This is a genomic window from Streptomyces sp. NPDC058751 (assembly GCF_042746485.1).
Lineage (GTDB): Bacteria > Actinomycetota > Actinomycetes > Streptomycetales > Streptomycetaceae > Streptomyces.
On sequence record NZ_JBHYPZ010000021.1, the window covers coordinates 1 to 13,557 of the forward strand.

General features: G+C 74.9%; 12 protein-coding genes. 9 read left to right on the forward strand and 3 right to left on the reverse strand.

Annotation, left to right across the window (positions count from 1 at the left end; translation table 11 throughout):
• The first annotated feature begins 162 nt into the window (after positions 1-162).
• The 3 genes from ACFW6B_RS20185 to ACFW6B_RS20195 all read left to right on the forward strand — a co-directional run bounded on the left by ACFW6B_RS20185 (position 163) and on the right by ACFW6B_RS20195 (position 2,120).
• Positions 163-1,128, forward strand: coding sequence for a zinc-binding dehydrogenase (locus ACFW6B_RS20185; protein WP_386597821.1), 966 nt, complete (start codon positions 163-165; stop codon positions 1,126-1,128).
• A 204-nt stretch (positions 1,129-1,332) separates the two neighbouring features.
• Positions 1,333-1,542 (forward strand): helix-turn-helix domain-containing protein, encoded by a 210-nt coding sequence (locus ACFW6B_RS20190; protein ID WP_010984411.1) that lies wholly within the window; start codon positions 1,333-1,335, stop codon positions 1,540-1,542.
• Positions 1,542-2,120, forward strand: a complete 579-nt coding sequence (locus tag ACFW6B_RS20195) for a Clp protease N-terminal domain-containing protein (protein WP_386597822.1) — start codon at positions 1,542-1,544, stop codon at positions 2,118-2,120. The genes ACFW6B_RS20190 and ACFW6B_RS20195 overlap by 1 nt, the downstream gene beginning before the upstream one ends.
• Positions 2,121-2,340: 220 nt before the next feature.
• Here the strand turns inward: ACFW6B_RS20195 and ACFW6B_RS20200 are convergent, their stop codons facing one another.
• Positions 2,341-3,417 (reverse strand): helix-turn-helix transcriptional regulator, encoded by a 1,077-nt coding sequence (locus tag ACFW6B_RS20200; protein ID WP_386597823.1) that lies wholly within the window; start codon positions 3,415-3,417, stop codon positions 2,341-2,343.
• A 1-nt stretch (position 3,418) separates the two neighbouring features.
• Entirely contained in the window at positions 3,419-4,399 is a 981-nt protein-coding gene (locus tag ACFW6B_RS20205; protein ID WP_386597824.1) for a DUF4097 domain-containing protein, read from the reverse strand.
• Positions 4,400-4,564: 165 nt separating this feature from the next.
• On the opposite strand from ACFW6B_RS20205, the gene ACFW6B_RS20210 reads away from it, so the two are divergent.
• The gene (locus ACFW6B_RS20210; protein WP_386597825.1) at positions 4,565-5,398 is read left to right on the forward strand and encodes a hypothetical protein; all 834 of its coding nucleotides are present in this window, start codon (positions 4,565-4,567) and stop codon (positions 5,396-5,398) included.
• A 38-nt stretch (positions 5,399-5,436) separates the two neighbouring features.
• Here ACFW6B_RS20210 and ACFW6B_RS20215 read toward each other — a convergent pair whose 3' ends face one another.
• Positions 5,437-5,610 carry a DUF6104 family protein gene (locus tag ACFW6B_RS20215; RefSeq protein ID WP_386597826.1) on the reverse strand — a complete coding sequence of 58 codons (174 nt, stop codon included), beginning with the start codon at positions 5,608-5,610 and terminating at the stop codon, positions 5,437-5,439.
• Between the two features lie 180 nt (positions 5,611-5,790).
• On the opposite strand from ACFW6B_RS20215, the gene ACFW6B_RS20220 reads away from it, so the two are divergent.
• From ACFW6B_RS20220 to fxsA, 5 genes are all read left to right on the forward strand, one after another.
• Positions 5,791-6,357 (forward strand): CU044_2847 family protein, encoded by a 567-nt coding sequence (locus tag ACFW6B_RS20220; RefSeq protein ID WP_386597827.1) that lies wholly within the window; start codon positions 5,791-5,793, stop codon positions 6,355-6,357.
• A 68-nt stretch (positions 6,358-6,425) separates the two neighbouring features.
• On the forward strand, positions 6,426-8,477 hold the full coding sequence (locus ACFW6B_RS20225; RefSeq protein WP_386597828.1) for a trypsin-like peptidase domain-containing protein: 2,052 nt from the start codon (positions 6,426-6,428) through the stop codon (positions 8,475-8,477).
• Positions 8,478-8,634: 157 nt separating this feature from the next.
• Positions 8,635-9,663 (forward strand): AAA family ATPase, encoded by a 1,029-nt coding sequence (locus ACFW6B_RS20230; RefSeq protein WP_386597829.1) that lies wholly within the window; start codon positions 8,635-8,637, stop codon positions 9,661-9,663.
• 7 nt (positions 9,664-9,670) lie between these two features.
• The gene (locus ACFW6B_RS20235; protein ID WP_386597830.1) at positions 9,671-12,985 is read left to right on the forward strand and encodes an SAV_2336 N-terminal domain-related protein; all 3,315 of its coding nucleotides are present in this window, start codon (positions 9,671-9,673) and stop codon (positions 12,983-12,985) included.
• Between the two features lie 54 nt (positions 12,986-13,039).
• Positions 13,040-13,282: an FxSxx-COOH cyclophane-containing RiPP peptide gene (fxsA, locus tag ACFW6B_RS20240; protein ID WP_386597831.1), complete on the forward strand. Its 243-nt coding sequence runs from the start codon at positions 13,040-13,042 to the stop codon at positions 13,280-13,282.
• Positions 13,283-13,557 lie beyond the last annotated feature (275 nt).

Sequence of the window (13,557 nt, forward strand, 5' to 3'; positions counted from 1 at the left end):
GCCCCTACCCGTCCCGTCCCTGGGGGCTGCCGCCCCCGTGACGGGACGGGTAGGGGCGGAGGGGGCGAAGGACGTCTGTGCCCGGGGCCACCCTGTCGGTGGGGGGCGTGTCACAGACGGAGGCGGTTCCCCCTGCCGGGGGCGGAGCCTATCGTCGGGGTCATGTTCGCTGCCTATGCCGCCCGAATCGACCGTGACCAGCCGCTGAACGGCCTGGAGTTGGGGGAGCGCCCGGCCCCCGGACAGAGGCCGGGCTGGACGACCGTGAACGTACGGGCCGCCTCCCTCAACCACCATGACCTGTGGTCGCTGCGCGGGGTCGGCCTCGCCGAGGACAAACTGCCGATGATCCTCGGCTGCGACGCCGCCGGGATCGACGAGGACGGCAACGAGGTCGTCCTGCACTCCGTCATCGGCCAGAGCGGGCACGGGGTCGGCCCCGAGGAGCCCCGGTCCATCCTCACCGAGCGCTACCAGGGCACCTTCGCCGAGCAGGTCTCCGTGCCCACGTGGAACGTGCTGCCGAAGCCCAAGGAGCTGTCCTTCGCGGAGGCCGCCTGTCTGCCGACCGCGTGGCTGACCGCGTACCGCATGCTGTTCACCAACGCCGGGGTGCGGCCCGGCGACTCCGTGCTCGTCCAAGGAGCGGGCGGGGGCGTGGCCACCGCCGCGATCGTGCTCGGCAGGGCCGCGGGGCTGCGGGTCTTCGCCACCAGCCGGGACGAGGCCAAGCGCAAGCGGGCGCTCGAACTCGGCGCCGTCGAGGCGCTGGAGCCCGGGGCGCGGCTGCCGCAGCGGGTCGACGCGGTCATCGAGACGGTCGGCGCCGCCACCTGGTCGCACTCGGTCAAGTCGCTGCGCCCCGGCGGAACCGTCGTCATCTCGGGCGCCACCAGTGGTGACCGGCCCTCGCACGCCGAGCTGACGCGGATCTTCTTCCTCGAACTCAAGGTGGTCGGCTCCACCATGGGGACGAAGGACGAGCTGGAGGACCTGCTGGCCTTCTGCGCGGCCACCGGCGTGCGGCCCGTCGTCGACGAGGTGCTGCCGCTCGACCGGGCCCGCGAGGGGTTCGAGCGGCTGGAGTCGGGCGAGCTGTTCGGCAAGATCGTGCTGACGGCGGGCTGACGGCCGTGCGGTGAGGGCCGTGCGATGACGGTCGTGTACTGACGGCTGTGCGCGGCCGGCCGTGCGGGTGCGGCCGGCCGGGGGTGGGTTCTGGCGGCGGGTCCGGGTTTCCGGGCCCGCCGTTTCGCGTGTCCGGGGGCGGGCACGGTCCGGCGGATGTCAATTTTGGTTGACAGGGGAGAGTTGTCAACATAGGTTGACGTCATGACCGAAGCAACGGATCTCGCCGAGCGTGCGGGTGATCGCGATCCGCGGATCGGACTGCGGGCGGTCTCCGCGTTGCGGAGGCTGCTGGAGCAGTTGGAGGCGGTACAGGTGCGCAGTGCGCGCAATCAGGGCTGGTCGTGGCAGGAGATCGCCGCGGAACTCGGCGTGAGCAGGCAGGCCGTGCACAAGAAGTACGGGAGGCAGTGATGTTCGAACGCTTGACCAGGGACGCGCGTGCCGTCGTCGAGGGCGCGGTGTCGCACTCCGGGCGGGTGGGGGCCGAGACGGTCGAGGAGGAGCACATGCTGCTGGCCCTCCTGGACCGGGAGGGCAGCCGGGGTTCCTTCGCCCTGACCTCGCTCGGGGAGTCCGGGTTCCGGGAGTCGCTGGAGCGGGACCTCGCCGAGGCGCGGCGCAGGGGCGGGCTGTCGCGCGCCGACGCGGACGCCCTCTCCGGCCTCGGCATCGACCTGTCCGAGATCGTCTCCCGGATCGAGGAGGCGCACGGGGAGGGGGCCCTGGAGTCGGGCAGGCGCGGCGGGAACGGCAGGCGGGTCCGTCGGCGGCCCTTCGGGCAGGAGGCGAAGGACGTGCTGGTGCGGGCCCTGCGAATCGCCGTCGCCCGAAGGGACCGGCACGTCGGGGACGAGCACCTGCTGCTGGCGATCACCCTGCGCGGCGGGATCGCCGCCGAGGTGCTGGCCGATCACGGCGTCACCTACGAGTCGGTGACCCGCGTTCTGTACGGCGGGACCGGGGCGGACGGGGTGGCGGAGGCGGGATGAGCCCTGGGGGCGGACCGGTGCGACCGGCGCGGGCCGTGTGACTGGCACGAGTCGGTGTAACTGGCACGAGCCGGTGCGACTGGTGCGGGCCGGTCGCCACTGTGTCGGCCGCCCCTGCCCGGTGTGCCGCCCCGCCCCGTGCCGGCCCACCACCCCGGTACGCAGCCCGGTCCGGTACGCCGCCCCGCTCCGGCACGCCGGACCGGCGGACCGGCGTGAATTACGGCCGCCCGCTTCGCAGTGCCGCGCCGATGTGGGCCGCCGCTGTCGACAAGTGGCGGCGGATGTCGCGGAGTTGGTCCTCCGTGATCCCGTGGTCGCGGGACGTGTCGCGGATGTCGTCGCGGAAGCGGTCCAGCAGACGGTCCAGGTCCCGGGCGGGGTTGCCCGTGGAGTCCTCGTGCGCCCAGGCCGGTTCGTACGCGGCGGGGAAGTCCTCCGGCGTGGCCGAGTACTCCGGGTCCACGGGCGCTCCGGAAGGCGTGCGGCCGAAGCCGAACTCCTTGCCGAGGTCCTTCCCCAGGTCCTTGCCGAAATTCTTCCCGAAGTCGCCGAACTCCTTGGCCAGTTCGGCCAGCCCCTCGCGCACGCCCGTCGGCCAGTCGCCGCGCGCGAAATGGTCCTGGACCTGGTCCTGGACGCGCTTGGCCATGCGCTGCATCTCCTCCTGGGCCTGCGCACGGGCCTTCTCCTGGGCCTCCTTGGCCTGGCGGCGGGCCCGCTGCGCCTCGTCGCGGGCGCGGCGGCTCTCGTCCTTCGCGCGGCGGGCCTGTTCCTTCCACTCCTGACGGACGCGCCGCATCTCCTCCTTCGCCGCCCGCCACGACTCCCTGTCCTGGAAGTCGTCCATGCCGCCGAAGCCGCCCGCCGGATCGTCGTGCTTCGGCCGGGTGCCCCCCTTCGAGCCGTTGCGCGCCTCCGTGGCCGCCGCCAGCATCTCGCGGCGCAGGTCACCGGCCGCGCCCCGGACGTCCGCGCGGATCTCCGCCGCGAGCTCCGCGACCGACTCGCGGATCTCCAGCTCCAGATCGGCCAGCTCGCCGCTGCGGTCGGCCAGTTCGGCGCGGCCCGCGTCGGTGATCGCGTACACCTTGCGGCCGCCCTCGGATGTGTGGGTGACGAGTCCCTCGGCCTCCAGCTTCGCCAGCCGGGGGTAGACGGTGCCCGCCGAGGGTGCGTACAGGCCCTGGAAGCGCTCCTCCAGGAGGCGGATCACCTCGTACCCGTGGCGCGGGGCCTCGTCCAGCAGCTTGAGGAGGTACAGACGCAGTCGGCCGTGGGCGAAGACGGGGGCCATGTCAGAGCACCTTCTTGTCGGTCGAGGAGTCGGCCGGCCGGCCCTCCGTGGCATCGGTGTCCGGTGCGCCGCCCTCCGTGCCGCCCGTCGTGGCGGCGGCGGAGTCACCGGCTGTGTCGTCAGGGGTGTCGGCCGTGTCCCGGGGCCCGGGGGCGTCCTCGTACGGCTCGTCCTCCGCCGGGGGCCTGCGCAGCAGGGCGATCGAGCCCGAGACGGTCATCGCCCGCAGCCTGCCGTTGCCCGCGCCGAGCCGGCCGGTGATCTTCTTGGCGCCCCACTGGCCGTTGACCCGCAGGTCCTCGAAGGCACTGGAGACGCTGCCGCTCGCGGTGTTCGCCTCCACCTCGGCGTCCGCGGGGTGGGGGAGCCGCACGGCGATCTCGCCCGAGACGTTCGACAGCCGGACGTCGGTCGGCGAGCCCGCGGCGTCGAGGTCCACGATCATCGAGCCGCTCACCGACTCGGCCCGCACGGAGGTGCCGGAGCCCTCGACGACGGTCAGGTCGCCGGAGACCGAGTTGAAGTGGAGGTCGCCGGTGACGGCCTGGGCCTCCAGGTTCCCCGAGACGGTCTCCACGCGCACCGGGCCGGCGACGCGGACGAGCGTGGTGTCGCCGGTGACGCCCCTCACCTGGACCCGCCCGTCCGTCCCCGAGACCACGGCGGCGGCGCCGACCACGCCCACCTCGACGTGCGTGCGCGCCGGGACGGTCAGGGAGACCACGGCCGTACGGCGCCAGCCCTTGCGGTCGAGCCACTTCATGAAGCCCTTCCAGGGAAGGTCCTCGTAGGCCACGGTGAGGGTGCCGCCCTCCTGGGTCACCTGGAGCGGGGGGCCGTCCAGCTCGGACACCTCCAGCCGGGCGGAACCCTCGTCGGTCCCCACGACGTTCACCGTTCCGTTGACGATGCGTACGTGCAGTGTCTGCACGGGGCCGTCGAAGGAGAACTTCTCCGGCTCTGTCACGGACCACTCGGACATGGTGCAGACCTCCTCGACCCGACCGGACCCCCGTACGGGCCCGGGCCCGACGCGGCATATCGCGTCTCTCGTATTCACGATATATCGCGGATATGGAAAGTCAAGACACCCGTTCTGGGGATCATTCGGTGCGTCGAACCGGTCGATTCGGCCTAAAGTGGGGCCATGTCGACTCCCTCCGGCGCGCCCAGGGACGACCGTCCGGCCCCCGGCGCCCTGCTGCTGTGCCGGGCCCGTCCGGAGTCGGTCGGTCCCGCCGTCCAGCTCCTGCGCGAGCGGATGCTGCTCGCCGGGGCGGGACCCGACTGGAGCGTGCTGGTCCCGGAGGGCAGGCCCTGGCGGCACGGCGCGGAACCCGTCGACCGCGTGCTCGCCGGCTGGGCGTCGGCGCTCGCCGTCGGCGCTCCCTGGCCCGTCCTCGCGCTGTGGTGGGACACCGACCGCAGCGGCTTCACCCTCGCCTCGGGATTCCGGCGCACCGTGGGCTACGAATGGCTGGCGAACGGCACCCCGGTCGGCGAGGACGAGGCGATGCGCACCTTCGCCGCCCGTCTTGGGCTCGACCCGGTGCTCGACGTGCAACTGCTGGAACCGCTGACGCGGCCCGACCCGGCCGCCGACGCGCACGCGCGCGTGAGCGGACTGCTCGCCGTCCTCACGCGCGCGGGAGTGCTCCTCCCGCCCGGGGTCGACCCCGGGGAACCCGTGGAGCGGCTCCGCGACGCGGTCCGGGTCCGGCCGGACGCCGAGCAGATCGAGTGGACCGGCTGGCGCGACGCCGTGGGCGCCGAACTCGACGTCGTGGAGAGCGGCGGTCTCGGGCCCTGGCTGCGCGGCCCCAAGGCCCGCACCCTCGCCGCGGTCCAGCTCTCCGCCGGCCTCCCGCTCACCGCCTGGGGGATCCGGCGGCACAGCGGCGGCTGGACCGTCGTCGGCGCGGCCCTGACGCTCCACGGCGCCCTCGGCCTGGCGTACGACCACCTGCGCGCGTACGACTGACCGGTCCGCGCGCGGGAGCGGTGCCGAAGGCCCCGCTCCTACTCCTCGTCGTCCAGCCGGGCCAGCCAGGTCGCCAGCCGCTCCACCGGCACCTCGAAGTCCGGGTTGAGGTCGACGAACGTGCGCAACTGCTCGGCGAGCCACTCGAAGGTGACCTCTTCCTCGCCGCGCCGCTTCTCAAGTTCCTCGATGCCGCGGTCGGTGAAGTACATGGATGGTGCTCCGTGGGTGAAAGGGAAGTGGAACGCTGGGAAAAGGATAGGCAGGCTCCAGGGCCCCGTGGGGGCCTCGGGGGGCGGGGCCCCGTGGAGGGCCTCTGTCGTGCGGGGACCGCCGCCGCTAGCCTGCAAGGTCGGCCGGAACCACGGGGGCGTGGGGGAACGGGGGATGCCATGGGCGACGGGACGACCCGCATCGCGCGGATCGAGATGCCCGACGGGACACCGGTGTGGGCCCGGATCTCGGGAGCGGACGAACTGGAGGATCCCGGCGGCGAGCTGTCGTTGACGGACGTCGGCTTCGCGGAACGGGTCGAGGCGCAGGTCGAGTCCCTGCAGTCGGTGATCACCGGCGTCGCGCGCTCGCTCGCCGCCCCGCTGCGCGCGGTACGGCCCGACGAGGTCAGCGTCGAGTTCGGCATCGAACTGACGGCGAAGGCCGGCAAGGTGGTCGGACTGCTCGCGGACGGCGAGGCCAAGGCGGGCATCACGGTGACGCTCACCTGGAACGGCGCTCCCCCCGACCTGGAAGGAAACGGGTCCGCCGCCCCGGACCCGGGACCACCCGCGCCGGCCCCGGGGTTACCCGCCCCGGCAGGTTCCGCCGTCCCGCCCGCCCGGGCAGGTTCCGCCGTCCCGCCCGGCCCGGAAGGGGGCCGGGCCGCCCCGCACGGGGGCGCGTCCCCCGGCGCCCCGGCGCACGGCGGTGCCACCGACCCCTTTGGCGGGGGACGGGTATGACGGACGGGCACGCCCCGGGCGCACCGGGCGGCCCCGGGAACGCTCACCGTGCGCTCCGTGATCTCGTCATGGCCGCCACCGTGCGCATCCATCGCGCGGGCCCCGGGTATGCCCTCGACGAACCCGGCACGTTCCTCGGGAGCGGCTTCTTCATCGCTCCGAACTGGGTTCTGACCTGCGCGCACGTGGTCCGGAGCGGGGAGGGGAACGAGGTGAGGGTGGTGTACGAGAGGGGGCCGGGCCGCGGTACGTCCGCCGTCACCGGCGAGGTCGCGACGGTCCTCCCGGACCGCGCGGGGCTCCCGGTGCGCGGCACCTGGCCGTCCCCCGACCTCGCCCTGGTGCGACTGAGCGAGCCGGTGGACCACGACTGCGCGTACGTCACCGAACGCCCGGCCGCCTACTACGAGGAGGCCGTCGTCCTCTACTCGGGCTGGTCCGTGGTCGGCGGGGAACTGCGCCGGCTGAGCGGCACCTGCACGGTGCAGGGCACGCTCGGCGGCTGGTCCGACGACGAGCAGATCCGCCTCGGCGGCGACGTGCTGCCGCCCGGCGTCTCGGGCGGGCCGGTCGTCGACCCCGTACGCGGTGAGGTCGTCGGTGTCCTCAAGTCGCGCACGGACCGGGGGCTCGGCGGCACCTGCACGGGCGTGGAGCAGCTGCGGTCGCTGCCGGTGCCGGCCGGGGAGACGGCCGCCGAGCACGACGACCCGTACCACGCCGTCTTCCACGCCCACGACCGCTACCACCGGGACCGGCAGCGCCACCCGGACACCGACCGCAGCACCTGGGCCGACGTCCAGAACCAGCTCGGCGCCCGGCCCGGCCGGGCCCTCAGTCCCGAGGAGCGGACCCAGCTCCTCGGCAGGCTCGCCGACCTGCCGCCGCCGGTCAGCACCCGCGCCCTGCTCGACCTGCTCGAATCCCTGCTGGGCGACCAGGCCGCGATCCCGCATCCGGCGCCCCGCGGCTGGCGCGACGGACTCGGGGCGCTGTACGAGAGCTCGCGCCACGCCGCCGCGCTCGACCTCGTCCTCGACTACGCGATGCGGGCGATGTCCGCCGAACGCCCCTTCGTCACGCCGGGCACCCGGGCCGCCGAACGGGCGCTGTGGGAGTGGGTGCGGCAGACCGCCGAGGGCCGTCCGGGCCCCGCGTACCGGCGCCGCCTCGGCCAGCAGTGGATCGAACGGCTCCAGCTGGTGCCCCGCGGCCCCTCGGCGGCGGGAGCAGAGGCGGCGCACGCCACCGCGCACAGCGCCGACCGTGCGCCCCGCCTCTTCGTCCTCCTCGAACTGGAACAGCTCGGCTGGGAGCCGGGCCGCTGCGACTGGCACGTCTCGGTGGGCCGGCCGACCGGCGAGGTGGTACGGCTGCGCGACGGCGAACGCACCCCGCTGGAGGAACTTCCGGCCACCCTCGCGGCACCCCTGACGGAGGCGTTCCGCCAGTGCGACGAACCCGGACGGCCCGCGGACCTCCAGGTCGCGCTGCCCCACCTGCTGCTCGGACTCGACGTCGACGCCTGGCGGTTCGGCCCCGACGAGGCGCCGCTCGGCGCCCACCGGCCCGTCGTCGTGCGCTGCGCCGACCGGGAACAGTTCCCCGAACCCGCCGACACGGCCGCCCACGCGGCGAAGCCGCTCCCCGCCGACGAGGAGCAGCACGAGCGCGAGGCCCGCTGGCGGTGGATCCACGCGCACGGCGCACAGGCCGAGGTCCTCGACTGCGAGGACGGGTTGCGGGTGCCGGTACCGGCGGCGGAGTCGTTGCGCGGCCTGCCGCACACGACCGTCCCGGTGCTCTGCCGCTACGGGGACCACCGCTTCGAGGACGACCCCGTCGCGCTCGTCCGGATCGTGCACGGCGGGTACGGGGTCGCGCTGTGGCGGCGCTGGCGCGGCCAGTCCGAGGCGGTCTGCGGCGAGTTCCACCGCAGGGCCGGTGACACGGTGGCGGGCGCGGGCGGCGCGGACCGGCTCCCCGCCCTGGTGCACGCCCTGCGGGCCGGGCTGAGCGAGGGCCGGCCGGAGACCTACTGGGCCCATGGGATCGCCCTGTTCTACGACGACCCGCGCCGGCCCCTGCCCGGGACCGGAGACCTGCTGGAGGCGCCATGACCGCATCGGTGGACCCGCTGTCGCGTGATGCTCGAAACAGGCCGAAGCGGGCTGCCACGAGCCCCTCTCGGGGCCTTACGGGGCCCACCGCGGATCGATACGGTGAGGCGACGATCGACGGCTGCCGGGGTGGACGAGTGACGACGAGGACTGGGCAATGACCGATTCCAGCGAGTGGCTCATCTACCGAGGCGCAGGCGAACCCCACGACGGCCTGAACCGGCTTCCGGCCCCGCCGCCGTGGCGCGACTTCGCGAGCCGGGACGCCGCCGGGAGCGACGGCGACGGCTCCGAGGACCGCAGGCTGGGCGCCTACCGGCACCTGGCCGAACTGCACCGGCCCGGCGCCGAGGAACTCGAGATGATCAACGCGGCGCTCTATCTGCGCCGGCCCCTGCTGGTCACCGGCAGCCCCGGCGCGGGCAAGAGCACGCTCGCGCACTCGGTGGCGTACGAACTCGGCCTCGGCAACGTCCTGCGCTGGCCGATCGTCAGCCGGTCCACCCTGCAGAGCGGCCTCTACCACTACGACGCGATCGCCCGGCTCCAGGACGTGCAGCTCGCCGCCCCGCACGGCGCGGGCCCGGCCGAACCCGGCGCCCCCGGCTCCGTCGAGGGCATCGGCAGCTACATCCGGCTCGGCCCGCTCGGCACCGCGCTGCTGCCCTCGGAGACCCCGCGCGTGCTGCTCATCGACGAGCTGGACAAGAGCGACATCGACCTGCCCAACGACCTCCTGAACGTCCTGGAGGAGGGCGAGTTCGAGATCCCCGAACTCCAGCGCGTCGCCGACCGGCTGCCCGGCGGCGAGGCCGAGGTGCTCACCGCCGACGGCACCAAGGCGCGGGTGCGCGACGGCCGCGTGCGCTGCCACGCCTTCCCCTTCGTGGTCCTCACCAGCAACGGCGAGCGCGACTTCCCCGCCCCGCTCATGCGCCGCTGCATCCACCTCGAACTGGGCCGCCCGGACCACAAGCGGCTCGCCACCTTCGTACGCGCCCACCTGGGCGACGAGGCCGCGCGGGCCGGGGACGACCTGATCACCCACTTCCTGGAGCGCTCGCGCAGCGAACTCGTCGCCGCCGACCAGCTCCTGAACGCCATCTACCTCACCGACGCGGCGGCCCCGCCCAGCCGCGACCGGCTCGCCGACCTGCTCATCCAGCGACTCGACCGTCCGAGGTGACGCGCTGATGACCGGCGGCGACCCGATCGCCGAACTCATCGCCCGGATACGGCGGGCCGGGCTGGACCCCGATGCCCGGCAGCTCGCCGACGCGCTGTGGCTGGCACGCTGGTCGCGCCCGACGGACCGCACCGGCGGCGAGCCCGGGAGCGCTCCGCCGGCCGGCCGGCGGACGGCGGCCGAGGAGCCCGCCGGCGGACGCGCGGACGCGCGGGGAGACGAACGCCCGGCGCCCGGCGACCGGCCGGGACCGGCGTGGCCGGACACGGAGACGGACCGGCGCGTCGCGCTGTACCCGGTCCCGCGCGACGGAGCGCCGCGCGGATACGGACAGGGCCGGTCGGCGGTGCTGCCGGTCGGCGTACCGGCCGCGCCCGTGTTCCCCTCCCCCCTCGAACTCCAGCGCGCATTACGCCCGTTGCAGGGCTACCGCACCGCCGCGCCACCCCTGCGCGCCGTCCTCGACGAGCCCGAGACCGCCGAACGGACCGCCCGCGCGGGAGGTCTGGTCCTGCCGGTTTTCCGCGGGGTGACCCGGGCCGACGCCACGCTCCAGCTGGTCATGGACGCCTCCTCGTCCATGCGCGTGTGGGACCGGATGTTCGCCGAACTGGAACAGGTCTTCGGCGGGTTGGGCGCCTTCCGGGACATCCAGGTCGGCCACCTCCACCAGGGCCCGGACGGAGAGCCCGCCGTCAGCCGCAGCCCCGAACCCGACGCGGCCCCCCTGCACTCCGCCGACCGGCTGAGCGACCCGACGGGCCGCCGCGTCACCCTCCTCGTCAGCGACTGCGCCGGCCCCCTGTGGCACAGCGGCCACGCCCACCGGCTCCTGCACCACCTGTCCGGGCTCGGCCCCGCCGCCGTGCTCCAGCCGCTGCCGCAGCGCATGTGGAACCGCACCCGGCTCCCGGTCTCGTACGGCGAACTGACCCGCGGTGAAGCCCTCGCGGGCGCCGCCACGCTCAAGGTCCGGCTGCCCGTCGGCACCGTGCCGGAGGCGCGCGGCGGCGCGCTCCCGGTGCCCGTCCTGCCGCCCGAGCCCACCGCGCTCGGCGCCTGGGCGCGCCTGCTCTCCGGGGCCGGCGCGGGCCCGGTGGCCGGCGCCGTCGGCTGGGTGCGCAGGCACCACGAGCCCGCCCCGGGCGCCCGGCCCGGACGCCGTATGTCGGGGCTCGAACTGGTCAGCCGCTTCCGCTCCAACGCCTCGAAGACCGCCGGGCGACTGGCCGGCTACCTGGCCGCGGCCCCGCTCAGCCTCCCCGTGATGCAGCTCGTCCAGCGCACCATGCTCCCCGACTCCGGACCCGCCGAACTGGCCGAGGTCCTGCTCAGCGGCCTGGTCTCACGCGCCAGGACCGAGGAGTACGGCGCGGACGGCACCCAGTGGTACGAGTTCGTGCCCGGCGCGCAGGAAGCCCTGCTGTCCCCGCTGGGCCTCGACGAGGCCATGCTCGTGCTCAAGCACTGCTCCGAGTACATAGAGCACCGCTTCGGCAAGGGCGGCCCCAACTTCCCCGCCCTGGCGCTCGCACAGCTCGGCGAGGGCGGCCTCGGACCGCCGTTCTCACCCGGTGCCGGATACCCGGGCGAGAACGGCGACAACGGCGGCGCCACCCTCGTGCCCCAGCCCTTCGCCGAGGTCGCCGCACGGGTACTGGAGCGATTCATGCCGCTGCCGGAACACTTCGCGAGCCACGTGCCGGCCCGGCGCCCCGACGACCCGCCCGGCCGGCGGCCCGCCCACCCCGCCGTGCCCAGGGCCCGTTCCCTGGCCGCCCGGTTCGCCGGCGAGGGCATGGTGCAGGACCTCATCGACGCCGTACAACTGCTGCGCGGCGCGACCGAACACGAGGTGCTGCCCGGCGCCGACCCGGAACTGTGGGCCGAGTACGCCAACTGCGTACTGCTGCTGTGGGAGGTGCAGGGCGGCGCCGACCTGCTGCGCGAGGCGGAGGCCGCCGCCGAACGCGCCGTCGCGCACCCCCGGGCCCTGCGCGAGCGGGCCGTCCTGGCCAGGGTGCTGCACGCCGCCGCCACCGACCGCAGGCGGCGCGGCGACCGGCGCGGCGCGCTCGACCTGCTGCAACGCGCGGACCGCGAGTACGCGGTGGCCTGCGCCGCGCCCGACCTGGACGCCGCCGAGGCCCTGCGGCTCACCCTGGAGCGGGTACGGGCGCTGGAGGCGCAGTGGCGCCTCGGCGGCGACAGCGCGCTCCTCCAGGGCGCCGTCGGCATGCTGGAGGCGTTCGCCGACGCCTGGCCCGACCGGCGGAGCCGTCCCTCCGGGCTCCCGCTCGCCCACGGCCGCATCCTGCTGCGCCTGTCGGGCGCCACGGCCGACCACGAACAGGCCCGCCTGTACGCGGAACAGGGCGCGCGCTCCCTGCGCGCCGCCCTGGACACCAGCCCCGGCGGCACGCCCGCCCCCGGCGGCGAGTCCTCGCGCGTCCGCATCCTCCTCGACCTCGTCGACGCGCTCCTGAGGTCCGGCGGGGCGCTGGACGACGCCCGCGACCACGTCGAGGAGGCGCTCGCCCTCACCCGTGAACAGGGCCTGCGCTCCGCCCTGCTGGTGCGCGCCGGACGCGTCCACGTCGCCCGGTACGCCGACACGGGCGACCCGCGCGAACTCCAGGACGCCGCCGCGCGGTTCGAGCAGGCGTCCCGCGGAGTGCCCCGGGACGCCCCCGCGCACGCCGACGTCCTCGCCGAATGGGGCGAGGCCCTGCTGCGGCACGCCGTGACGGACGGCGGACGCGGCCCGGGCGAACCGCTGTACCGGGCCATCCGGGTGCTGCGGGACTGCCGCACCGAGACGCCCGCGGGCAGCACCGAACTCGCGCACCGCCTGCTGCTCCTCGGCCGCGCGCTGATGCTGCGCTACCGCGCCCGCGGCGACCGGGTCGACCTGCGCGAGGCCGAGCACCTCTTCGGCCTCGCGGCCCTCGAGGACGGCCCGCCGCTCACCACCGCCCGCTGCTGGCTGGAGCTCGGACAGGCCCAGTTCGAGGCGTACCAGAGCCTCGGCCGCAAGGCGCGGCTCGACGAGGCCATCGACGCCTTCCGGGCCGCGGCCGAGTCGGCCCGCGAGGCCGAGGAGGAGGCGGAGACGGAGCGCACCCGCCAGGAAGCCGTGGAACTGGGTGCTCGGGCACAGCACTGGCGGGGTATGTCCTACGAAGCGGCGGCGCGCCCGCGTGCCGCGCGCGAGGCCTACCGGGCCGCACGGACCGAGTGGTCCAGGCTGCCGGACGGTGTCGCGAGCACGGGCGAGCCGACGGCCGGGCAGACGGCACAGCGGCTGGCCGAACTGGAGTGAGAGGCGCCTGCCGGCGGCCGCCGGGGCGGAGTCAGGGAAGGCGAGGGAGAAGACATGGGCGCACGGGACGACGTACGGGACGGCATACGGGACGGCGCGCGGGACGCCGACGCGGCGGGGGACCGGCCGGCCGGGTCACCGGACCCGGCGGACCTGCCCGTCCCCGACCTGCTGGACCTGGACCTCGCGGCACTGCGGACCGTCCAGCACCCGGTCCTGACGGAGGTACTGGCCGATCTGCGGGCCCGCTCCGGAGAGCCGAGCGAGATCCTGTGGGGGTTCAACAACGCCTTCTGAACGGCCGGGTGAGCGGGGGTCCGGCGAACCGTCGCTCACGCGCGGTCGGTTCAAGGCCAGCCCTGTGATTGAACCGGACAAACTCGGACGGCCGGTGTTTGTGACCGGTGCGCGGGCGGGCATGTCGCCCGGTACGGGCAGGGGGCCGTGGAGCGGTTCGCGGCGTGGGATCGTGCGGCCGTACACCATGGGGGTGCCGGAGTGTCTGCAGAGGCGACCTCCCCGACACCGACACCGAGACCGGCCCCGGCACCGGTCGCGACACCGGCACCGAT

Excerpts from the sequence above, each read along its gene's own strand:
- ACFW6B_RS20185 (WP_386597821.1), top strand. The coding sequence starts at position 163 with ATGTTCGCTGCCTATGCCGCCCGAATCGACCGTGACCAGCCGCTGAAC.
- ACFW6B_RS20190 (WP_010984411.1), top strand. The coding sequence starts at position 1,333 with ATGACCGAAGCAACGGATCTCGCCGAGCGTGCGGGTGATCGCGATCCG.
- ACFW6B_RS20195 (WP_386597822.1), top strand. The coding sequence starts at position 1,542 with ATGTTCGAACGCTTGACCAGGGACGCGCGTGCCGTCGTCGAGGGCGCG.
- ACFW6B_RS20200 (WP_386597823.1), bottom strand. The coding sequence starts at position 3,417 with ATGGCCCCCGTCTTCGCCCACGGCCGACTGCGTCTGTACCTCCTCAAG.
- ACFW6B_RS20205 (WP_386597824.1), bottom strand. The coding sequence starts at position 4,399 with ATGTCCGAGTGGTCCGTGACAGAGCCGGAGAAGTTCTCCTTCGACGGC.
- ACFW6B_RS20210 (WP_386597825.1), top strand. The coding sequence starts at position 4,565 with ATGTCGACTCCCTCCGGCGCGCCCAGGGACGACCGTCCGGCCCCCGGC.
- ACFW6B_RS20215 (WP_386597826.1), bottom strand. The coding sequence starts at position 5,610 with ATGTACTTCACCGACCGCGGCATCGAGGAACTTGAGAAGCGGCGCGGC.
- ACFW6B_RS20220 (WP_386597827.1), top strand. The coding sequence starts at position 5,791 with ATGGGCGACGGGACGACCCGCATCGCGCGGATCGAGATGCCCGACGGG.
- ACFW6B_RS20225 (WP_386597828.1), top strand. The coding sequence starts at position 6,426 with ATGGCCGCCACCGTGCGCATCCATCGCGCGGGCCCCGGGTATGCCCTC.
- ACFW6B_RS20230 (WP_386597829.1), top strand. The coding sequence starts at position 8,635 with ATGACCGATTCCAGCGAGTGGCTCATCTACCGAGGCGCAGGCGAACCC.
- ACFW6B_RS20235 (WP_386597830.1), top strand. The coding sequence starts at position 9,671 with ATGACCGGCGGCGACCCGATCGCCGAACTCATCGCCCGGATACGGCGG.
- fxsA (WP_386597831.1), top strand. The coding sequence starts at position 13,040 with ATGGGCGCACGGGACGACGTACGGGACGGCATACGGGACGGCGCGCGG.